Source organism: Rhodococcus quanlei (assembly GCF_055231015.1).
Genome location: NZ_JBUYWD010000020.1, coordinates 81,586 through 102,706, shown reverse-complemented (window position 1 = coordinate 102,706; position 21,121 = coordinate 81,586). Strand labels below are relative to the sequence as shown.

Annotated in this window: 16 protein-coding genes; 9 read left to right on the top strand and 7 right to left on the bottom strand. The window is 66.5% G+C overall.

Features of this window, described 5'->3' with window-relative positions:
* Window positions 1–5: 5 nt before the first annotated feature.
* On the top strand, window positions 6–455 hold the full coding sequence (locus ACZI8Q_RS15230; RefSeq protein ID WP_463374386.1) for a hypothetical protein: 450 nt from the start codon (window positions 6–8) through the stop codon (window positions 453–455).
* Between the two features lie 152 nt (window positions 456–607).
* Here ACZI8Q_RS15230 and ACZI8Q_RS15225 read toward each other — a convergent pair whose 3' ends face one another.
* Both ACZI8Q_RS15225 and ACZI8Q_RS15220 read right to left on the bottom strand, forming a co-directional pair.
* Entirely contained in the window at window positions 608–2,173 is a 1,566-nt protein-coding gene (locus ACZI8Q_RS15225) for a molybdopterin-dependent oxidoreductase (RefSeq protein ID WP_463374385.1), read from the bottom strand.
* 108 nt (window positions 2,174–2,281) lie between these two features.
* Window positions 2,282–2,947 (bottom strand): FadR/GntR family transcriptional regulator, encoded by a 666-nt coding sequence (locus tag ACZI8Q_RS15220; RefSeq protein ID WP_463374384.1) that lies wholly within the window; start codon window positions 2,945–2,947, stop codon window positions 2,282–2,284.
* A gap of 19 nt (window positions 2,948–2,966) precedes the next feature.
* Here ACZI8Q_RS15220 and ACZI8Q_RS15215 point away from each other — a divergent pair, with 19 nt between their 5' ends.
* The 6 genes from ACZI8Q_RS15215 to ACZI8Q_RS15190 all read left to right on the top strand — a co-directional run bounded on the left by ACZI8Q_RS15215 (window position 2,967) and on the right by ACZI8Q_RS15190 (window position 10,603).
* Window positions 2,967–4,187, top strand: coding sequence for a CynX/NimT family MFS transporter (locus tag ACZI8Q_RS15215; protein ID WP_463374383.1), 1,221 nt, complete (start codon window positions 2,967–2,969; stop codon window positions 4,185–4,187).
* A 137-nt stretch (window positions 4,188–4,324) separates the two neighbouring features.
* Entirely contained in the window at window positions 4,325–5,740 is a 1,416-nt protein-coding gene (locus ACZI8Q_RS15210; RefSeq protein WP_463374382.1) for an MFS transporter, read from the top strand.
* Between the two features lie 42 nt (window positions 5,741–5,782).
* Complete coding sequence (nirB, locus tag ACZI8Q_RS15205; RefSeq protein ID WP_463374381.1) at window positions 5,783–8,293, top strand: nitrite reductase large subunit NirB; 2,511 nt, start codon at window positions 5,783–5,785, stop codon at window positions 8,291–8,293.
* Between the two features lie 77 nt (window positions 8,294–8,370).
* Window positions 8,371–8,772, top strand: a complete 402-nt coding sequence (nirD, locus tag ACZI8Q_RS15200; protein ID WP_463374380.1) for a nitrite reductase small subunit NirD — start codon at window positions 8,371–8,373, stop codon at window positions 8,770–8,772.
* The gene (locus ACZI8Q_RS15195) at window positions 8,769–9,914 is read left to right on the top strand and encodes a uroporphyrinogen-III synthase (RefSeq protein ID WP_463374397.1); all 1,146 of its coding nucleotides are present in this window, start codon (window positions 8,769–8,771) and stop codon (window positions 9,912–9,914) included. The genes nirD and ACZI8Q_RS15195 overlap by 4 nt, the downstream gene beginning before the upstream one ends.
* Window positions 9,911–10,603 (top strand): sirohydrochlorin chelatase, encoded by a 693-nt coding sequence (locus ACZI8Q_RS15190; protein ID WP_463374379.1) that lies wholly within the window; start codon window positions 9,911–9,913, stop codon window positions 10,601–10,603. Before ACZI8Q_RS15195 ends, ACZI8Q_RS15190 begins: the two co-directional genes overlap by 4 nt.
* Window positions 10,604–10,674: 71 nt before the next feature.
* Here ACZI8Q_RS15190 and ACZI8Q_RS15185 read toward each other — a convergent pair whose 3' ends face one another.
* The 4 genes from ACZI8Q_RS15185 to ACZI8Q_RS15170 form a co-directional block, all read right to left on the bottom strand.
* The gene (locus ACZI8Q_RS15185) at window positions 10,675–11,004 is read right to left on the bottom strand and encodes a hypothetical protein (protein ID WP_463374378.1); all 330 of its coding nucleotides are present in this window, start codon (window positions 11,002–11,004) and stop codon (window positions 10,675–10,677) included.
* A gap of 68 nt (window positions 11,005–11,072) precedes the next feature.
* Window positions 11,073–12,818 (bottom strand): NTP transferase domain-containing protein, encoded by a 1,746-nt coding sequence (locus ACZI8Q_RS15180; protein WP_463374377.1) that lies wholly within the window; start codon window positions 12,816–12,818, stop codon window positions 11,073–11,075.
* A 46-nt stretch (window positions 12,819–12,864) separates the two neighbouring features.
* Window positions 12,865–13,161, bottom strand: a complete 297-nt coding sequence (locus tag ACZI8Q_RS15175) for an MGMT family protein (protein WP_463374376.1) — start codon at window positions 13,159–13,161, stop codon at window positions 12,865–12,867.
* Window positions 13,161–13,946, bottom strand: coding sequence for an alpha/beta fold hydrolase (locus ACZI8Q_RS15170; protein WP_463374396.1), 786 nt, complete (start codon window positions 13,944–13,946; stop codon window positions 13,161–13,163). Before ACZI8Q_RS15170 ends, ACZI8Q_RS15175 begins: the two co-directional genes overlap by 1 nt.
* Window positions 13,947–14,004: 58 nt before the next feature.
* On the opposite strand from ACZI8Q_RS15170, the gene ACZI8Q_RS15165 reads away from it, so the two are divergent.
* On the top strand, window positions 14,005–17,304 hold the full coding sequence (locus ACZI8Q_RS15165; RefSeq protein WP_463374375.1) for an ATP-dependent helicase: 3,300 nt from the start codon (window positions 14,005–14,007) through the stop codon (window positions 17,302–17,304).
* Window positions 17,301–20,645, top strand: a complete 3,345-nt coding sequence (locus ACZI8Q_RS15160) for an ATP-dependent helicase (RefSeq protein ID WP_463374374.1) — start codon at window positions 17,301–17,303, stop codon at window positions 20,643–20,645. The genes ACZI8Q_RS15165 and ACZI8Q_RS15160 overlap by 4 nt, the downstream gene beginning before the upstream one ends.
* Here the strand turns inward: ACZI8Q_RS15160 and ACZI8Q_RS15155 are convergent.
* A complete protein-coding gene (locus ACZI8Q_RS15155; protein WP_463374373.1) occupies window positions 20,608–21,009 on the bottom strand; it encodes a DoxX family protein in 402 nt (133 codons plus the stop codon). The two genes, ACZI8Q_RS15160 and ACZI8Q_RS15155, sit on opposite strands and share 38 nt — an antisense overlap.
* Window positions 21,010–21,121: the final 112 nt, after the last annotated feature.

The window sequence follows — 21,121 nt, the reverse complement described above, 5'->3', positions numbered from 1 at the left end:
GCGGGGTGACCGGTGCCCTGGCGAACGCGGCCGACTTGTCCCGGGAGGCCGACTGCACCGGAGCCTGCTGCGAGGTGGCCGACGGTGTCGTGGTGGCCGTGACTGACGCCTGGCTGGAGGTCGTCGTCGGGCTCGCGGTCGTCCGTGCCGCCGGCGCCGATACCTGCGGCGCCGTGGTGGCAGCCGGCGCTGTCGTCGATTCCGTGATGGTGTCTGCCGGTGAGGCAGGGGCCGTCGTGGTGGTCGTCGGCCGCGCCGTCGTGGTGGTCGTGGCCGTCGTGGTGGTGGTTTCCGATTCTGGTTGTGCAGCAACCACACCGCCGCCGGTGAACATCAGCGCCGATATTGATCGAGACTGCATCCCACTGTGTGATCGCGTATGCCCTGCCATTCGGGCCCCTCCCATAGCAATCGAAGGTCAGCAGCGTCCGCTGCTGGGGAGGAACTTACGGTGAGTTCGCACTATTCACACTGATAACAAATCTCACTTTTGTAACAAATTAAACCAACCGGTCGCGGCAACAGGTGTGGGCTAGAGAGCGTCTTCGGACAGCATCATGCGAGCCGATCTATTCCGACCGACTGGCCGATGAAGACTGATGCACCGTCACACGACGGTGACGGAACGGGTGTGCCAACCGGTGGCCCCGTCGGGGACTGTTCCGGTGCGTTGCTCGGTCTGCACGTTGCCGTCCATGTCGGTTGCACGTACTTCCAGGGTCTGGGATCCAGGCGTGGCTTGCCACCGCCACGTCCATTGGCGCCAGGTGTCCGGCGAGTACGCGGTTGCCAGGGTGGCGTCCTGCCACGGCCCGTCGTCGACGCGGACCTCGACTCGGGCGATGCCGCGGTGCTGTGCCCACGCAGTGCCCGCGACCGTCACCTCGCCGCTCTCGACCCGCTCGAAGGCCGCCGGAACGTCGATACGTGAGGCCGTCTTGATCGGCGCCTTCTCGGCCCAGCCGCGCTGCGTCCAGTACGCCTGCGCTCGGTCGAAGCGGGTCACCTCCCAGTCCACGACCCACTTCGTGGCCGAGACGTACCCGTACAGCCCAGGTACCACCTGCCGGACCGGATAGCCGTGGTCGAACGGCAGTGGTTCCCCGTTCATCGTCACCGCGAGCATCGAGTCTCGACCGTTGCGCAGCACCGAGAGGGGCGTGCCGGCGGTGAATCCATCGGAACTGGTCGACAGCAGCATGTCGGCTTCGGGGGATACGCCCACCTCGTCGAGCAGATCTTTGATCGGATAGCCGATCCAGGTGGCGTTGCCGACAAGGTCGCCGCCGATCGGGTTGGAGACGCAGCTGAGCGTGATGATGCGCTCGATGGGTGTTCGGGCCATGAGATCGTCCCAGCTCAGAGTAATTTCGCGGTCGACCATGCCGTGGATTCGTAGGCTCCAGTCGTCGGTGGTGAGCTTCGGCACCTGCAAGGCGGTGTCGATGCGATAGAAGGCGTCGTTGTCGGTAACGAACGAGGTGCTGCCGGGAACGGAGATGTCGGTACCGGGAGGGATCGGCTTCGCCTGATGGCGGGCAGCCACCGACGGAACCAGGAAGGCCATTCGGTTGCTGACCGCGCCCGCGAGGTTGCTTGCGATGTGGCGACCTGCGGCCCCCGCTGCCGCCGCCGCAGCCGCCGCCGTCCCGGCGAGCACGAGAAACTTGCGCCGCGACATGTCGCCGGCTTCCTGTTCGGGCTCGTCCAGTGACCGCGACCGGGTGGTGAGAACGCGCAGTACGAAAATCCCGGCGACGACCCCGATGACGGTCGGCAGCGCGGATGACGCCGTCGCGCCGGGGCGGCTGGTGGCCGCATAGACCCCGACCAGACCCAGAGCCACGAGAATCATGCTGCCGTAGGGGCGATGCGTCCGCTCCACGACGCCTGCGATCGCGGCGAGCACCACGATCAGAATGCCCATTCCGATGAACAGCGCGGGCTTGTCGTTGGTGCCGAACGTGGAGATCGCGAATTCTCTCGCCCAGGCGGGACTGCGGTCGACGGTCGTGTCCCCGACGGCGAAGAACGGTGACGCCGACCGTGCGATCGGCACTGCAAGCAGTTCGCCGACACCGAGGACGACGGCGGCGGCGAGCACGCCCGACAGTGCACGTGCGGGAAGCGTGTGCCATCGGGATGTTCGCTCTCGACCCGTCTCGACGGTCATTGATCCACCCTCTCCTGTTCCCCAAACTCGTCGTGGGAAATGCTCGTTGTGGGAAATTCGGAGCGGCGGGGCGATCGGATGGGGCAACCGCTCTGGTGAGGTCTGCTGTCAGTCCAATATCTCTTCCAGTAGTGCCCGTGCTGCTTCGGCGGCGCCGTCTTGGTCCTCGTCGACGATCGCTGCGATCAGGGAGGCGTGCTCGTCGTGGAACCCGCGGCCGGTGGTCGCGACGTGATTGTCGATCGCCCGCGCGATGGCAGGCAGGAGCGAGTCGTAGAACTCGAGATAGACGGCATTGTGGCTCGCCTCGACGATGGCGCGGTGGAGAGCGACGTCTGCGGCCACCGCGGATTCGAGGTCGTCCACGGGCCATAGGTCGCGTCGTTCGCGCAGGAGTCGATTCAATGTGTCGATGTCTTCGGGTGTCCGCCGACCGGCCGCCAGCCGCGCGGCCGTCGTGTCGAGTGCCTGCCGAAGTTCGAGAACGTCCCGCTCGTGTGCGCTCGCGAAGTAGGTGCCCAGTGCCGACGTCACCTCGGACCGGGCGACGACGAACGTCCCGGAACCCTGTCGGCGCTCGAGGACTCCCGCGTGCACGAGCGCCTGGACGGCTTCGCGCACCGTGTTGCGGCCGGTACCGAACCGTTCCGCGAGTTCCGGCTCGGTGGGGATACGGTCGCCGATCTCCCAGTGGCCGTCGCGCACGAGTGCGCGGAGCTGGTCCGTCACCTGTGAGATGAGGCTCGTCCGCCGAATTGGTTTCACACCAGTCATCCTGTCATCCTATGATTTCATGGTGAGTCTTATCCGTGGTCGCCTGCTCGTGTTCGCCGCGATCGTCATGTCGGCGCTCGTATTGAGGTTGGCGGTCACCTCGTTCACCCCACTGGCAGCGCAGATCAGTGAGGAAATCGGCTTCTCCACCACCGTCGTCGGCGTGTTCGGCATGGTTCCCACCGCGATGTTCGCACTGTTCGGCATCGCGACCCCGTACCTGGCCCGGTGGTGGGGTCTCGAGCGGACTGCGCTGATCGCCATGCTCATGTCCGGTGTCGGGATGCTCGTGCGCGCGATGGTCGACGACGTGTGGTCACTGCTGGCGATGTCCGCCCTCGCGCTCGGCGGAATGGGCATCGGGAACGTCGTGGTGCCGCCACTGGTGAAGCGATACTTCTCCGACCGTCTCGCCCTGATGAGTTCGGTGTACATCGTGGGTGTGCAGATCGGCACCATCGCGCCGGCCTTCCTGGCGGTTCCTCTTGCGGACGCCTCCGGGTGGCGTGTGTCCATCGGGGTGTGGGCGATCTTCGCGTTCGCCGCGGCATTGCCCTGGATCGTCGTTCGCCTGCGGTCCCGCCGGGCTGTTCGTACCGGCAGTGCCGAGGTGTACAACGCTGATCAGCCCGGCCAGGAGCGTGGTCAGGCGTGGCGCTCACCCGTTGCGTGGGGGATGGCCGGCATGTTCGGGATGACATCGTGCATCACGTACTCGATGTTCACCTGGATCCCGGACGTTCTGACCGACGCCGGTGCGAGCGAGTCCTTCGGTGGTGCGATGGTGGGGTTGTTCTCGTTCATGGGACTCGTGGCGGCGCTCAGTGCGCCGACTTTGTGCGCGCGCATGACCAACCCGTTTCCGATCGTCCTCGCGTGCGCTGTGTGCTACCTGGTCGGCTTCGCGGGTTTGCTGTTCGCGCCGATGGCGGCGCCCATTGTATGGATCGTCATAGTGGGTCTCGGCCCGAGCACGTTCCCGATGTCGCTCACGCTCATCAATCTGCGCACCCGCACTCATGTCGGTTCTGCGTCGTTGTCCGGTTTCACTCAGGGTGTCGGTTACGCGGTGGCCTGTTTCGGTCCGTTGATGTTCGGTGTATTGCGTGAGATGACCGGCGGATGGTGGGCGTCGTTCGCGATGTTGACGGTCGCTGTGGTGATCGTGGTCATAGGTGGCGCCGCTGCTTGTAAGCCTCGGATGCTCGAGGACAGCTGGATTGCCGCAGGTAGAACGTAGAAACGCCGACTGTTTCGTAAACCTTACATAGGCGGGGTTCGCGTTGTGAGGATCAATTGACGTCGCGGTCATAGGCCGCAGCACTCACGCAACACCTGGTTTCTACCTTTGGGTCTCAACAGACGAAGGAGGCCCGGGTGAAGCGCTACATCGAACGTCCCTGGATCGAGAACTGGGACGCCGAGGATGTCGATGCCTGGGAAGCCGGTGGCAAGGGCATCGCGAAGCGGAATCTGATCTGGTCCGTGATCGCCGAACATGTCGGCCTCTCGGTCTGGTCGGTCTGGTCCGTGATGGTGCTGTTCATGCCTTACGAGGTCTACGGCATCGACACGGCCGGCAAATTCTTCCTCGTCGCGGTGCCCACGCTGGTGGGATCGGTCCTACGAATCCCCTACACCGTGGCCACGGCCCGTTTCGGCGGACGCAACTGGACGGTGTTCAGCGCCCTCGTCCTGTTCGTTCCCACTTTGGCGACGCTCTACCTCATGATGAACCCCGGCGCCTCGTACACCACGTTCATGCTGGTGGCGTCCCTTGCCGGTGTCGGTGGCGCGAACTTCGCCTCGTCGATGGCCAACATCAATGCCTTCTACCCCCAGCGACTGAAGGGCTGGGCGCTCGCACTCAACGCGGCCGGCGGAAACATCGGCGTCCCGACGATCCAGCTCGTCGGTCTCCTCGTCATCGCCACGATCGGCAACACCGCCCCGTGGATGGTGTGCTCGCTCTATCTCGTCCTGGTCGCCGCAGCCGCAGTCGGTGCCGCGCTGTTCATGGACAACTTGGCAGGCCAGGAGGCGGACCTTCGGTCGATGGTCGATGCTTTGAGATTTCCGCAGTCGTGGGTGATCAGCTTCCTCTACGTGGGGACATTCGGATCCTTCATCGGATTCAGCTTCGCGTTCGCACAGATCCTGCAGATCAGCTACTCGGCAGGCGGCGCCACACCCGCGGAAGCGGCGTTGGATGCAGCCAAGATCGCCTTCATCGGACCGCTGCTCGGATCCCTGGCTCGCCCGGTCGGCGGCAAGCTCGCCGACCGTATCGGTGGCGGCGTGATCACCCTCTACGCGTTCGTAGCGATGGCGTTGGCGGCAGGGGTGCTGGTGACGGCCGGAACCATCGACGACGCTTCGGCAGGTGCGGCCACCGGCTCGGTGATGGTGGCCATGGTCCTCGGATTCATCGCACTGTTCCTCCTCTCGGGGCTCGGCAACGGTTCGGTCTACAAGATGATCCCGACAGTTTTCGAGGCGAAGGCGCAAGGATTGGACGGCCTCGACCGTAGCGAGAAGGCCGCCTGGTCGCGGCGCATGTCCAGCGCCCTCATCGGCTTCGCCGGCGCTATCGGCGGACTCGGCGGCGTGGGCATCAACCTGGTCCTTCGAGCGTCCTACAACAGTCCGGCACAATCCGCCACCATGGCGTTCTGGGTGTTCCTCGCCTTCTACGTCGTCTGCATCGCCGTCACCTGGTTCGTGTTTCTCCGCCCGCCCCGCGGCGACTCAGGACCAACCCGAACCGAACAAGAACTTTCGATCGCGGTCTGACCCGACCACTCGATCATCCGCAACACAGGAAGTAGGAGCAGCATGAGCCACAAATCCGCAGTCGTCATCGGCCACGGCATGGTCGGTCACCGATTCGTCGAGGCCTTGCGAGCACGAGACGAGGCCGACGATTGGTCGGTCACGGTCCTGTGCGAGGAGCCGTTGCCCGCCTACGACCGCGTGGGACTCTCGTCCTACGTCGGCACGTGGGACCACAAGGAACTCGCCCTCGCCGGCAACGAGTACGACGGCGACGGTCTGGTCGACCTTCGGATCGGGTCCAAGGCTGTGTCGGTCGACCGCGAGGCCCGCAAGGTCACCACCGCTTCCGGTGATGTCGTCTCCTACGACGCACTGGTCATGGCGACGGGCTCCTACCCGTTCGTGCCGCCGGTCCCCGGTCACGACCTTCCCGAGTGCTATGTGTACCGCACCATCGACGACCTCGATGGGATCCGGGCTACGGCAGAGGCCGCCGAACCGGGCGCTGTGGGTGTGGTCATCGGTGGTGGTCTGCTCGGTCTGGAAGCGGCGAACGCGCTGCGACTGCTCGGCATGACTCCGCACGTGGTGGAGTACAACTCGCGGTTGATGCCCGCCCAGGTGGACGAGGGTGGCGGCGCTGTGCTCGAACGCCTGGTCACCGATCTCGGCCTGACCGTGCACACCGGTGTCGGCACTCAATCGATCGAAGCCACCGACAACGGTGTTCGCTTGCAGCTGTCGGACGATTCCACCATCGATGCATCGTTGGTGGTGTTCTCCGCCGGCGTCCGCCCGCAGGATCAGCTCGCCCGGGACACTGGCCTCGACGTCGGTGAACGTGGTGGCATTCTGACCGACCTGGGTTGCCGGACATCGGACGAGAACGTGTACGCGGTCGGCGAGTGTGCGGCTGTCGAGGGCAGGTGCTACGGCTTGGTCGCACCGGGCTACACCACCGCCGAGATCGTCGCCGATCGTCTGCTCGGTGGCGAGGCGGAGTTCCCGGGCGCCGACATGTCCACCAAGCTCAAGCTGATGGGCGTCGACGTCGCCAGCTTCGGTGACGCCATGGCCACCTCCGAGGGTGCGCTCGAGGTGGTGCTCAACGACGCCGCCAAGGGCACGTACGCCAAGCTCGTGGTCTCCGACGACGCCAAGACGCTGCTCGGTGGCATCCTCGTGGGCGATGCCTCCGCGTATGCCTCGCTGCGTCCGCTCGTGGGCCGCGAACTGCCCGGCGATCCGGCGTCGCTGATCTCGCCTGCCGGCGAGAAGCCCGGCGCAGGTTCGCTTCCGGACGAAGCGGAGGTGTGCTCGTGCAACGGCGTCACCAAGGGCACCATCTGCGGCGCCATCGCCGACGGTGCCTGCGATCTCGCCGCCATCAAAGGCTGCACCAACGCCGGTACCACCTGTGGTGGCTGCCTCCCGACGGTCAAACAGCTGCTGGCGTCGTCCGGTGTCGTCATGTCGAAGGCGCTGTGCGAGCACTTCGAGCAGTCGCGCGCCGAACTGTTCGAGATCGTGCAGGCGACCGGAACGCGCACCTTCTCCGCGCTCATCTCCAAGTACGGCAAGGGAACGGGTTGCGATATCTGCAAGCCGACCGTGGCGTCGATCCTCGCGTCCACCGACTCGGATCACATCCTGCATCGTCAGCAGGCGTCCCTGCAGGACACCAACGACCACTTCCTGGCGAACATCCAGAAGAACGGCACCTACTCGGTCGTTCCGCGGATGCCCGGTGGTGAATGCACCCCGGAACAGTTGATCGTGATCGGTGAAGTGGCCCGTGACTTCGGGCTCTACACCAAGGTCACCGGTGGTCAGCGCATCGACCTCTTCGGTGCCCGCGTCGAGCAACTGCCCGCCATCTGGAAGCGTCTCGTGGACGCCGGAATGGAATCGGGTCAGGCCTACGGCAAGTCGCTGCGCACGGTCAAGAGCTGTGTCGGATCGAGCTGGTGCCGATACGGCGTCCAGGACTCGGTCGGAATGGCCGTGAACCTCGAGAACCGTTACCGCGGCCTGCGGTCCCCGCACAAGCTCAAGTTCGGTGTGTCGGGTTGCGCCCGCGAGTGCGCCGAGGCACGCGGCAAGGACGTCGGCGTCATCGCGACCGAGAACGGTTGGAACCTCTACGTGGGCGGTAACGGTGGACAGTCGCCGAAGCACGCACAGCTGCTGGCCGGCGGCCTCGACGACGAGACGTTGATCCGCTACATCGACCGCTACCTGATGTTCTATGTGCGCACGGCCGACCGTCTCGAACGCACCGCGCCGTGGATGGAATCCCTCGACGGCGGGCTCGATCACCTCAAGGCCGTGATCTGCGAGGACAGCCTCGGAATCGGCCAAGAACTCGAAGAATCGATGGCCAAGCACGTCGATGGGTACAAGGACGAGTGGGCCGGTGTGCTCGACGACCCGGAGAAGCTGTCGCGCTTCGTGTCGTTCGTCAACGCACCGGACCAGGAGGATCCGACCGTGTCGTTCGACGATTCGGGCGAGCGCAAGGTGCCGGTGTTGATGGGAATGCCGAAGTTCGCAGCTTCTACATCGGAGTAATCGCGGCTTAACGCCGGAGAAACACCGAGCCCGTAGACATGAATGGACACCGCACCCACGGTGCGAAGGAGGAAGTCATGAGCGTTACTCACCTAGGCCGCGACGCAGATCAGGCCAGCATCAACTCGGGGCGACTCGAGTGGACGTCGGCATGCCCACTGAGCCACCTCATCCCCGGCAGGGGCGTAGCCGTGCTGCTGCGCGGCGGCGAGCAGGTTGCCCTGTTTCTCCTCGAGGACGGATCATTGAAAGCTGTGGGCAACATCGACCCGTTCGGGCGGGCCGCAGTGATGTCGCGTGGTCTGGTCGGTGACCGGTCCGGCGAACCCATCGTCGTCTCACCCCTGCTCAAGCAGGTCTTCTCCCTCGAAGACGGACGTTGCCTCGATGACGAGAGCGTGAGTCTGCCCGTGTACGACGTTCGGGTGTGGGCCGGCGTCGTTCAGGTCCACAGTCTCACCGGGTGCGCGAGTTCGTGAACGATCCGTCACCGCTCTGTGGCTTCACGGTCGGCATCACTGCCGCCCGCCGGGCCGAAGAGTTCGCCGCGCTGCTGACGCGTCGCGGGGCGAACGTCGTGCATGCGCCCGCCATCCGGATCATTCCGCTGGCCGACGATGCCGAACTCGAACGCGTCACTGGCGAGATCATCGACAACCCGCCCGAGATCGTGGTCGCCACCACCGGAATCGGCTTCCGCGGCTGGATGGAAGCCGCCGACGGGTGGGGTGAGGCCGAGCAGTTGACGAGTGCGCTCGCGTCGACGACCTTGCTGGCACGCGGGCCGAAGGCGAAGGGCGCCATCCGCGCAGCGGACCTGCGGGAGGAGTGGTCACCGGAGTCGGAGTCCTCGGCCGAGGTGCTCGACCACCTGCTGGAGCAGGGTGTGGAGGGCGTTCGCATCGCCGTCCAGTTGCACGGCGCCGCCAGCGAGTGGGAGCCGATTCCGGACTTCTGCGAGGCGCTGCGCAAGGCCGGAGCCGATGTGATCGCCGTCCCCGTGTACCGGTGGACACCGCTCGACGACCAGGACCCCATGGACCGGATGATCGAGATGGTCACCCTGGGTGCGCTCGATGCGGTGAGCTTCACGAGCGCGCCGGCGGTCGCGTCGATGCTCACCCGTGCCAAGGAAACCGGAATGCTCGAGCCGATGCTGCACGCACTGCGCACCCGGGTGCTCGCCGTGTGTGTCGGGCCGGTCACCGCCGCTCCGTTGCACGAGCTCGACGTGCCGACCACACAGCCTTCACGTGCGCGGCTCGGTGCGCTGGCGCGGCACATCATCGACCAACTGCCGCTTCGCTCCGAGAAGATCCGGGCAGCCGGACACGACTTGAGTATTCGCGGAGGCTGCGTCGTCGTGGACGGGGAAGTCCGGCAATTGCCGCCCGCCGCGATGTCGTTGATCCGCACGCTGGGAGCTCGTCCGGGACGCGTTGTGCCCCGTGACGAACTGCTGTCCGTGCTACCCGGTGGTGGTGGGGACACCCACGCCGTCGAGACCGCGGTGGCCCGGTTGCGTGCATCGCTCGGCGCACCCAAAGCTGTTCAGACCGTGGTGAAAAGGGGATACCGGCTTGCGCTGGATCCCGCAGATACGGGGGAGGAGCGACTATGAGCGACCCCAAACTGGTCCTGGTTGCACACGGCACGCGCAACCCGCGCGGTGTCGAAATGATTGCGGCCCTCGCGGACGAGGTGTCCGCACGGGTGGGAACCACACGCGTCGCCTTCGTCGACGTACTCGGTCCCGCACCGGCCGAGGTGCTACGCGAGATGGGCGGGCCCGCAGTGGTGGTGCCCGCCTTCCTGGCCTCCGGCTACCACGTGCACACCGATGTTCCCCGCGAGGTCGCGGAAAGCGAGCACTCGCAGATTGCGGTGACGCGGGCGCTTGGTCCTGATCCGGTGCTGACCGATGTGTTGTTGCGCCGGTTGGCCGAGGCCGGCTGGTGTCCGGGAGATGCCGTGGTTCTCGCTGCGGCCGGATCCTCCGACCAACGAGCTCTTCGTGACGTACGCCGGGCGGCAGCAATGCTGTCGGAAGCCGTGCGCGACCGGGTCGAAATCGGTTACGTCGCAACGGGCGAGCCCCGCGTGCCCGACGTCGTCGCACGGCTGCGTACGCAAGGCGCGAAGCGTGTGTTCGTGGCCTCGTACCTGTTGGCCCACGGGCTGTTTCACGCCCGACTCGCCGAATCCGGTGCGGACGGTGTCGCCCAGCCCCTGGGCGTCGACTCTGCGATCGTGGGCCTGCTCGAGCAGCGTTTCGCGTGTGCCGCCGAATCTCTGGTCTCTGCGCGCTGAGTCGTTACGCGAGGACGTGATACGCACCGGCGTCCTGCGTGGAGGAACCAACGCATTCCGGGATTGTCGAGTCATTCCCGATCGTGCTGCACGTAGGCGTATCCGTCTGGGTCGATGCCCCGTTCCGGTTTGTTTGCAACTCGCGCGACAACCGTCCTCCATCTGGATCTCTCCGCCGTGAGGGCGCTCCAGGCTCCACGTCTGTTTGCCATTGCCATACGGGCTTCTTCCGGAAGGTTCGGATCACTCCTCAGTCGCTGGACTTCTCTGTCCGTTTCGTCGACCTCAGCTTGAATCAGGCGCAACACCTCCTCGGCTCGTTTGGCGAGTTCCGGAGTCTGCGGCAACATCTCTACAAACTGACTGACTGCGTCGGTAAGTTCGCTGTTGGTTCCCATCATCGGCATATTGTCGCGTATGCGGATCAACCGAGATGGCAACGGAACCGCCGGTTCGCCGACGAGACCGACTACCCATGAGCAGTCGGAAGTGGTATCAGCTCAGTCGGGAGGTCGGCGTCCTCCGGGTGCACGATCGCCAGGGCATCATGCCCGACGAGCCCGGCGAGGTGCGCGGTCCGTACTGATGGCTCCACGCGCCAGCGTCCGTCCGGAAGCCGGGTGGCGGGCAAGATTCGCGTCACATCTGCGCGCACCTCGTCCGCATTCACGACGGTGCCCATGACCGCGGCCCGCGGCGCTGCACCCACCAAAGCGCCCACGACGGTGGGCAGCATCGCAAGTAGCGTCACCACCGCCGCGTATGGGTTGCCCGGAAGGCCCAGCACCACACGGCCGTCCGGAAGGGTTGCGGTGACCTGTGAACCACCCGGGCGGACCGCGACCCTTCCCACGAGCACACGCGCACCCGCACGGTCGAGAGCAAGCCGGAGGTTGTCGGCCGCACCCCCACCCGTTGCGCCGACGATCACGATCACGTCGGTGTCAGTGATGGCGCTCAGCACCTGGTCGAACCCCTCCGGTGTGTCCCGCAGGTGGGCACTCGAGGTCGTGTGAACTCCGCAGTGGGACAACAGTGCTGGAAGGATCGGGCTCAGGGAGTCGCGAGTCTGACCGTCCTGCAGCGGACCATCACGTCGAATCTCGTCGCCGGTGACCACCACATGAGCGCGAACGGGCCCGCGGACCAGTGCGGTGGTGACTTCCGCCGATGCTGCCGCTGACACGACAGCGGGCTCGACCGTCGAACCGGCGGGGGCGAGGGTGTGTCCGGGATGCCAATCCTCACCGCGGCGGCGTGCGTCGTCCCGAACAGGAGTATTCTCCGCGCACTGGACGACGCCGCCTTCGACCAGGACATGCTCGTCGCGAATCACCGTGCTCGCCCCGCGGGGGAGGTGTGCACCCGTGGCAATGCGGACTGCCTCGCCGTCCTCGAGTTCGAGTACGTCCGAGCTTCCTGCGTAACGGATTTCGTTGCGGAGCTGCCACGGGCCGGTGCCCGAGACCGCATAACCGTCCATCGCGGAAACATCCTGGCGCGGGCAGGCTTCCGCGGCGATGAGTGGTTCGGCCAAGGCTCCGCCGTACGCTTCGGCGAGTGGTAGCCGGACAGGTGTCAGCGGCGTCAGTCCGTCGAGTATCGCCTGACGTGCCCCGCCGAGATTCAAGCGGTTGGACACGTGTCGACTGGCGGCGCGCGCCTCTTCGAGGTCCGATCGGGTGTCGCAGTCGGTGCCGTCCGTGACGGGTACCCGGGCGTAGTGCTCGGGCACAAGGAACTTCATCGGCTGGTTCGCGTGGGAATCGAGTGCGTTCAATTGCGCACCCAACACAGACGAGGACCAGGCCGAGAACAAGAACTGCACATGATAGTTGGCGTCCACTGCGAAGGCAGCACCGCCCGAACATCTGTCCACCAAGGACCCCACTGTCTCGGCCCGAACGAACGGCAGATCGGACGCGATCACCACGATCACGTCGTCGGGACTTGGGCCGAGTGCGGCGAAGCCGGCAGCGACGGCGGCCACTGGGCCGGCCCCGGCAGGTGATTCCTGGACCTGAACGATGTGTGGGGGCAGATCATCGCGGCGGGGCCCGACAACGACGGTGCGTTCACAACCGGCCACCGCATCCAGCGCAGTGTCGAGCATGCGGCGTCCGCCGACCACGAGCGCGGGTTTGTCCACTCCGCCCATACGACTGGCCTTTCCGCCTGCCAGGACGATGGCGTGTAGAACACCCGAGAAGGTCATGCACCAATGCTGCCGCACCGCGTGCCCGAATGCACAAAAGCTGGGGTCAGAAGGAGACCCGTGCCGCCGCGATGTCGACGCGCCCGTCATGGATCGGGACACCCTCGAGTTCGAGCTTCGCGAGTTGCCGATGCGCGAGATGTGGGGCCGGACGACCGGACGCGCCGATCACCCGGTGCCACGGCAGGTCGGCCGCGTCCGTGCGCATGATCCAGCCGACCGTGCGGGGGCTCGAGAGACCGGCGGCCGTGGCGATGTCTCCGTAAGTCGCGACGGAGCCCGGCGGTATCGATGCCACAAGCGCGCGAACCCGTTCGATCTGCTCGTCCGTGGTGGCCACCATCAGAGCAGAGTGCGCACGAGCTCGCCGACCTCTTTCGGACGGGCTTGCGGCACCATGTGGTGGGAGTCGATGTCCACGGTCGTCAGGTTCTCGCCGAGCCTCTCGCTCAGGGCGGCCCGGAACTCGGCGGTGGTGTACGGCGGCTGCACCTTCTTCGCCGGAGCCAGGACGGTCGGCACATCGGGGCGCGGCAGGACCGGTTCACGCGCAAGTTCACCCCACACCGCAACGACGGCGGGGACGGACATGCGCCAGTTGACGCGACCGTTCTCGAGTGCGACGAGGTGCTCCTCGATCTCCGCGTCCAGGGCCTCGGGTGGAACGTCGCTCCACGCTTCACCGGCCTTCTCCGCGCGGGCTTCGGCTGCGTCGGTGTAGTCGGGCGATTCGATGGTGAATTCGGCGATCTTGCTCATCAGCGCGCCGTCGAGTCCGATCGCCGGATCCAGCAGTACCAACCCGCGGACGAGGTGCGGGGCAGTGTTCGCGAGGTGCAGGGCGAGGGCGCCACCGAACGAGTGGCCGACCACCAGCACCGGGCCGTGGGCGTGAGCTTCCAGAGTGTCGACGATCGCGGCGACGTGGGCCTCGATGTTCCAGGGTGCGGACCAGCTCGAGCGGCCGTGTCCCAGCAGGTCGGGAGCGATCCACCTCGCCTCCGGAACATGATCGCGGGCGAGGGTTTCCCATCGGCGTCCGTGCCCGGTCACCCCGTGCAACGCGAGGATCTCCGGTCCGTCTTCCGGTCCGTACAGGTACGTATGCAATGCGGCCACGGCGTCCAACTGTAGGCCGTGCATTCCGGCTGCCGGCCTGTCGCACCTCTCTGGTGAAATACCACTCATGACCGAGACGGCACATCGCACCGCGCAGGCGCGTCGTCGCGCCAGGCTGGTGCGGCGATCTGCCGCGGTCGCCGCGCCCCGCACCTGGGATGCGAGTGTCGCCCGCGTGTTCGACTCACCACCGCCCGTCAAAGGGTGGAACCCGTGGCAGGTGCTCGGTGGACCGGGGACGGGCAAGACCTCCCTGTTGGTCGACAGCGCCGTGCACCGCATCGTGGCGGGCGAGAACCCGGAGTCGGTTCTGGTCCTCACCCAGTCACGCCGTGCTGCCACTCGCGTGCGAGAAGAGATCACCGCCGGCCTGCTCCGGGGCGACGGCACCGAGTTGGCCGCCCCGGCTGCGCGGGCCACTCGCGAACCGCTGGTGCGGACCGTGCACTCGTACGCCTTCGCCGTGCTGCGCCTCCAGGCGGCAGCACACGGCAATCCTCCGCCGCGGCTCATCACCGGTGCAGAACACGATGCCATGCTGCGCGAGATGCTCCGCGGCGATATCGATGACGGCGGGCAGATGTGGCCCGAGCGGCTGCGCCCCGCCCTCGGCATGAACGGGTTCGCCACCGAGGTACGCGATCTGATGATGCGCGCCAACGAGCGCGGGCTCGGACCCGAAGACCTCATCGAACTCGGTAACAAGCGCCGCCGGCCCGAATGGGTGGCCGTGGGCCGGTTCGCGGCGCGCTACGAGCACGGCATGCTGCTCCGGGCTTCGGTCGGCATGGAGGCGCCGGAGGCCACCGCGCCTGCCCTGGACGCGGCAGAACTGATCAGCGCGGCGCTGATGGCATTCGCCACCGACCCGGAACTTCTGCAGAGCGAACGCACGCGCGTGCGGCACCTCTTCGTCGACGACGCGCAGCACCTCGATCCGCAGGCCGCGGAACTCGTGCGGCTGATCGGGACGGGCACACGCACCACCGTGATCACCGGCGATCCGGACCAGTCGATCTATGGGTTCCGCGGGGCGGACTCCACCTTCCTGCTCGAACTGGCCGACAAGAACTCCCACCGTCAGGTGCTACTGCCCACCAACTTTCGGAGCCCGGCCGAGGTGGCGTCCGTGGCGGCCCGCAGCGCAAGCCGCCTTCCAGGGCACCTCCCGCATCGCGGATGGATGCCTGCGGATACCGGTGGCCGTGCCCGAGTTCACGTCCTCGCCAGTCCGGCGAAGGAGGCGGCACTCATCGCCGACACCCTTCGTCGTGCGCACCTGCTCGACGGCATTGAATGGTCCGAGATGGCCGTCGTCGTCCGCTCCGTACCGCGGACCTTGGCGCCGCTGCGACGGGCGCTGCTGTCGTTCGGGGTGCCCGTCACCACAGCAGCATCCGAACTGCCGTTGGCTCGCCAGCACGGCGTGACCGGACTCCTGCTCGCTCTTCGGGCCTTGTCGAGCGATGCGTTCACGGGGGAGGACGCCATCGCGCTGTTGTCGTCGCCGGTCGGAGGTGTGGAGCCGGTGGCGTTACGCCGGTTGCGGCGTGGCCTGCGCCGCAGCGAACTGACTACAGGGGGTGAGCGTGAGTCGGCGCAACTGCTGCGGCTCGTGCTGATCGGTGAGATCGGCGGTAGCGATCCACTGCTGAAGCGCCTCACCGACGTGGAGGCCGAATCGTTGCGGCGCACCATGGCGGTGCTGAGGAAAGCCGGCGCTGCACTGGATCGTGGTCGCGGGGTGGAAGAAGTCCTGTGGGCGGCGTGGCAGGCCACAGGACTCGAGAAGGTCTGGGCAGCAGCGTCGGCCCGGGGTGGTCCGGTCGGCGCTCAGGCCGACCGCGACCTCGATGCCGTCGTTGCGTTGTTCGATGCTGCGGCAGGGTACGTCGACCGTCTCCCACGGGCCCAGATCGCCGGGTTTGTCGACTACCTCACCAGTCAGGAGATCCCCAGCACATCACGCCACACGCCGGTCCCTCCCGATGCGGTCACCGTCCTCAGCGCGCACTCCGCCGCGGGCCGCGAATGGGACGTGGTTGCGGTCGCCGGTGTGCAGGAAGGGCTGTGGCCGAGTCTACGGGCCCGTGGCTCCCTTCTCGGAACCGATTCGTTGATCGATCTGGTGGGTGGGGTTACGGACGGCAATGAACCGGATCACCTGTCTCGCAGCGCGCCGTTGTTGGCCGAGGAACGTCGTCTGTTTCTGGTTGCGTGCAGCAGGGCCAGGAAGGTCCTGTTGGTGACTGCGGTCGAGTCGGCAGGCGGCGACGAGTTGGTGCCGTCCCGTTTCGTCGACGAATTGGTGGCGGCCGATACAAGTGATGATCCAGGCAGTGAATCTCCGGCGGTGCAACCCGATGCGGGCAGGGTGCTTGCGTTGCCGACGCTCGTGGCCGAGCTGCGCAGTGTCGTCTGCGATCCGACGATCGGGGAGCACGATCCGCAGCGCCGTCGCCGTGCCGCGGCGGCGCTGGCCCGCCTGGCGAAGGCCGGGGTGCGCGGCGCCGATCCGGGCCAGTGGTATGGCACCGCGGAACCGAGTTCGGTCACCCCGTTGTGGAATGCGTCGGACGGCCCGGTGCCGCTGTCACCCTCGAGCGTCGAACTCCTCGAAACCTGTCCTTTGCGGTGGCTTTTCGAACGGCACGGGGGCACGGACGGTGACAACACCCATGCGGTCTCCGGGACCCTCGTGCACACCTTGGTGCAGGCGCTGGCCGGCCGCATTCCTGCCGATCAGGTCGAGGCTGCGCTCGAGAATGCTTGGGGTGCCATCGATCTGGGATCGCAGTGGTATTCGCGCAGGGAGTTGGACCGCACACGTGCGATGCTGACCACTTTCTCCGACTGGCTTGCCCGCACACGCGGTGAACTGACCGAGGTGGGCGTGGAAGTCGGGGTGGACGCGATTCTCGAACCTCGCGCAGAAGGTGAGCCCGCCGTGCGTCTGCGGGGCCGAATCGACCGGCTCGAACGAGATCCGGACGGACGGCCCGTGATCGTCGACGTCAAAACGGCACGCAACCCGGTCACCAAGGAGGCGGCCGAGCAGCACGCCCAATTGGCTGCGTACCAGGTGGCGGCGGCGATGGGTGCGATCGACGGTGAGCCCCCGTCCGAACCAGGTGGTGCGCGTCTGGTTTTCGTGGCCAAGTCGCACAAGAAAGACGGTGCTGCGCAACGAGTCCAATCGGCTCTGACCGAAGAGAGTCTCGCCGCGTGGACCGACGTCGTCCACGCTGCGGCAGCGGCAACCCGGGGGCCGCAGTTCCTCGCCCGAGTGAACGACGGATGCCGACACTGCCCGGTTCGATCGAGCTGCCCCGCCCACGACGAGGGCAGACAGGTGACGGGCGAATGAACAGAGTTCGCGTGACTCCCGATGAATTGGCCCGGGGGCTGGGCCAATTCCCGCCGACCCCGGAACAGGCGGCGGTCATCGCAGCTCCGGTCGGGCCGACCCTCGTGGTCGCCGGAGCGGGCGCCGGAAAAACCGAAACCATGGCTGCCCGCGTCGTGTGGATGGTGGCGAACGGTCTGGTGGAACCGGAAGCTGTTCTGGGGCTCACGTTCACACGTAAGGCGGCACAGCAGCTCACCTCTCGTATCCGCCAGAGGCTCGCCCGCTTGGCTGGGTCGGATCTACTTCGTAAGGTCGATCCGTCCGGCGAAGTGCGGTCGAAGATCGTCTCGGGTGAACCCGAGATCAGCACCTATCACGCCTACGCCGGTCGGTTGTTGAGTGAGCACGGGTTGCTGTTGCCGATCGAACCCTCGTCGACGTTGCTGTTCGAAACGGAGCTGTGGCAGCTCGCGCACCGTGTCGTCAGCGCATGGGACGGTGACCTCGACACCGAACGCAGCCCCGCATCGTTGACGGAAGCGGTTCTCGCCCTGTCGGGTCAGCTTGCCGAACATCTCGTGGACCCCGAACAGCTGCGTGAGGCGCACACGGATCTGGACAAGTTGGTTCACGCTCTCCCGGCGGGGCCCGGCCAGCGCGGCGGACCGGGGAAGGTCCTGCTCGACATCCTCGACGTCCAGCATTCCCGTGTCGCCTTGCTTCCTCTCGTCGAGGGTCTGGCGCAGACGTTGCGTAAGGAGGGGGCCCTCGACTTCGGTAGCCAGATGTCGCTGGCCGCACGGCTCGCTGCGGAGCATCCCGAGGTGGGCGAGGCGGAACGCAGGCGCTTTCGGGTGGTCTTGCTGGACGAGTATCAGGACACCGGGCACTCGCAGCGAGTGCTGTTGTCGTCGTTGTTCGGTGGAGGCCGCGACGGACGCCTCGCTCTCACCGCAGTCGGTGACCCGATGCAATCGATCTATGGTTGGCGCGGGGCGTCCGCCGCCAACCTGCCACGATTCGCGACCGATTTTCCGCTGCCGGACGGATCGCCCGCGCCGACGTTGGAACTGCTCACGAGTTGGCGGAATCCGCCGGAGACACTGGAACTTGCGAATGTCTCGTCCTCGTCGCTGCGTGGGAGTGGCGTGCCGGTCAGCACTCTGCGGGCACGACCGGATGCGGTGGCGGGAGACGTTCGCCTCGCATTGACCGCGGATGTCGTCGGCGAGCGGGAATGGGTGGCCGACAAGATCTCCGAGCAGTTCGAGGCCGCGCGATCCGCAGGCGACAAGCCGCCCACCGCCGCGGTGCTCATTCGCCGAAACGCAGATGCGGCGCCGATCGCGGAGGTTCTGCGCAGTCGTGGCCTTCCCGTCGAGGTGGTGGGTCTCGGAGGATTGCTGCATACCCCCGAGGTCGCCGACGTGATCGCGATGTTGCGCATGGTCGCCGATCCGATGGCGGGCAGCGCGGCGGTCCGTATCTTGACCGGTGCTCGCTGGCAGATCGGTGCCCAGGATCTCGCGGCACTGTCCGCACGCGCGTCGAAACTGGCGATCGGCGCCGGCTATGGAACGACCGGCTCCGTCCGCGACACCGCGGCCCTCGAAGCTGCCGTGGCCGAGTCGCTACCCGGCGAACTGGCAGAACAGGCCGGACTGATCGATGCACTTGCCGATCCGGGACCGCAGGAGCAGTATTCGGCGGACGGGTTCCGTCGAATCACTGCCGTGGCCAAGGAACTCGCATCGCTGCGTGAGCGGATCGGCCAACCGCTCACCGAGTTGGTCGCCGACATCGAACGTGTGCTGGGTATCGGGATCGAAGCACAGGCACGCCTACGAGAAGGTGTCGCGGGCGAGGCAGGCCGCGAGCACTTGGACGCCTTCGCCGACGTGGTTGCCGGATACTCCGGACGAAGTTCGTCGTCGGTGGCAGGTCTGCTGTCCTTCCTCGCCGCGGCCGAAACGGTGGAGAGGGGTTTGGCTCCTGGAGAGGTCGATGTGGATCCGGACCGGGTGCAGGTGCTGACCGTTCATTCGGCGAAAGGGCTCGAGTGGGAGGTGGTGGCGGTTCCGCACCTCACTGCGGGAGTCTTTCCGTCCACTACCGCGTCCGGTTCGTGGTTGGGAGCTTTGGGGGAGTTACCGCCGTCGTTGCGTGGCGACCGGTCGCATCCGGGGGATGACATGGACGGCGTGCCGGTTCTCGACCTCGAGAACGTCTACGACAGAAAGGATCTCGAGAACGCCATCAAGACACACAAGTGTGCGCTCGCCGATCGCAGACTCGACGAGGACCGCCGGTTGTTCTACGTGGCGCTCACCCGAACCGAGCGTGTGCTGCTCGCATCCGGGCATCACTGGGCAGAGACGGGCAGTGAACCGAAGGGACCGTCCGGCTTTCTCGTCGAACTGCGCGATGGGCTGGAGAAGGGCGAGAACGGTCCGATCGGCGTCGTCGAGGAGTGGGCACCGACGCCGGAAGACGACGAGAACCCGCTGACCTCGACACCCAAGGCCGCGCAGTGGCCCCGAGATCCGCTGGGCCACAGGAGGGCCTGGGTCGAGGAAGGCGCAGCGCTGGTGCGCGAGGCCATGCGCACATCCCCAGCCACGGACATCGCCGCAGAGGACGACCCGGAAGGGTGGGCCGCCGACGTCGATGCACTCCTCGCCGAACGAGAAGCCCGGGCACAGGCTCGGGCCGAGGTGGTGCTGCCCGCACAATTGTCGGTCAGTCAGCTGGTCGAGCTGAAATCGGACCCTGATGCGCTGGCGTCCCGTTTGCGTAGGCCACTGCCGTACCCGCCCAACCCACTGGCCCGACGGGGCACCGCTTTCCACGCCTGGGTGGAGCGCCGCTTCGGCGCCACCCGATTGCTCGATCTGGATGAACTGCCCGGAGCGGCGGACACCGTCGAAGGGCCGGAATCGGATCTCGAGCTACTACAGGACGCTTTTCTGCGGTCGTCGTGGGCGAATCGCAGTCCCGTCGAGGTGGAGGTTCCGTTCGAGACCTCCGTGGCGGGCACGGTGCTGCGCGGCCGGATCGACGCGGTGTTCGGCGACCCGGACGGGGGCTGGACGGTCATCGACTGGAAGACCGGTGCGGAACCCGCCGCAGACAAGGAAGACTCCGTCGTCATGCAGCTCGCCGCCTACCGCCTTGCATGGGCGGAACTCATGGACGCGCCGTTGGAGTCGGTGCGTGCCGCGTTCCATTACATACGGTCCGGGCGCACCATCGCACCCGACGATCTACCCGACGAGGCCGCGCTCGCCGCGCTCATCAGGACGGCAGGCGGCGGTGAGCCGCCTACCGAGCACGGCGACGAGCTGTCAGAGCCTGTGTGACCAACGGGATCTGAAGGGGCAGACGCACGATCGCCCCGATCTTCTGTGCCTGTGTCGTCTTGTCGCTGCGCCACCAGTCGGCCGCCATCTGGATGTTCGCGGGGAACACAGCAACGAAAAGCGCGGCGGCAAGCCCTGCGCCGAGCCGTCGGGTTCGGGGGACGGCGAGCGCGCTTCCGATGGCGAGCTCGGCAGCGCCCGAAACGTACGTGTAGGTTCGTGCATCGCCGGGAAGCCGGGGCGGCACCGTGGCGTCGAAGAACTTCGGCGACGCAAAATGCAGGATCCCGGCACCGATCAGGAGAGCGGACAACCGGTATGCGGCAGCTTGGCTGGGGCGGTGACTTTCGTCGGCGTTACGCATGCGGTCCAGTGTGGCACGGGCAGTGGCACGCGAATGTCGCCCAGGGGCCCGAATCGGCGTTAGGCTTCCTGCCGACGTGTTTCACCGTGTGGTGAAGACCTGTGACGGACGT

Excerpts from the sequence above, each read along its gene's own strand:
- ACZI8Q_RS15225 (WP_463374385.1), bottom strand. The coding sequence starts at position 2,173 with ATGACCGTCGAGACGGGTCGAGAGCGAACATCCCGATGGCACACGCTT.
- ACZI8Q_RS15220 (WP_463374384.1), bottom strand. The coding sequence starts at position 2,947 with ATGACTGGTGTGAAACCAATTCGGCGGACGAGCCTCATCTCACAGGTG.
- ACZI8Q_RS15215 (WP_463374383.1), top strand. The coding sequence starts at position 2,967 with ATGGTGAGTCTTATCCGTGGTCGCCTGCTCGTGTTCGCCGCGATCGTC.
- nirB (WP_463374381.1), top strand. The coding sequence starts at position 5,783 with ATGAGCCACAAATCCGCAGTCGTCATCGGCCACGGCATGGTCGGTCAC.
- nirD (WP_463374380.1), top strand. The coding sequence starts at position 8,371 with ATGAGCGTTACTCACCTAGGCCGCGACGCAGATCAGGCCAGCATCAAC.
- ACZI8Q_RS15190 (WP_463374379.1), top strand. The coding sequence starts at position 9,911 with ATGAGCGACCCCAAACTGGTCCTGGTTGCACACGGCACGCGCAACCCG.
- ACZI8Q_RS15185 (WP_463374378.1), bottom strand. The coding sequence starts at position 11,004 with ATGATGGGAACCAACAGCGAACTTACCGACGCAGTCAGTCAGTTTGTA.
- ACZI8Q_RS15180 (WP_463374377.1), bottom strand. The coding sequence starts at position 12,818 with ATGACCTTCTCGGGTGTTCTACACGCCATCGTCCTGGCAGGCGGAAAG.
- ACZI8Q_RS15175 (WP_463374376.1), bottom strand. The coding sequence starts at position 13,161 with ATGGTGGCCACCACGGACGAGCAGATCGAACGGGTTCGCGCGCTTGTG.
- ACZI8Q_RS15165 (WP_463374375.1), top strand. The coding sequence starts at position 14,005 with ATGACCGAGACGGCACATCGCACCGCGCAGGCGCGTCGTCGCGCCAGG.
- ACZI8Q_RS15160 (WP_463374374.1), top strand. The coding sequence starts at position 17,301 with ATGAACAGAGTTCGCGTGACTCCCGATGAATTGGCCCGGGGGCTGGGC.
- ACZI8Q_RS15155 (WP_463374373.1), bottom strand. The coding sequence starts at position 21,009 with ATGCGTAACGCCGACGAAAGTCACCGCCCCAGCCAAGCTGCCGCATAC.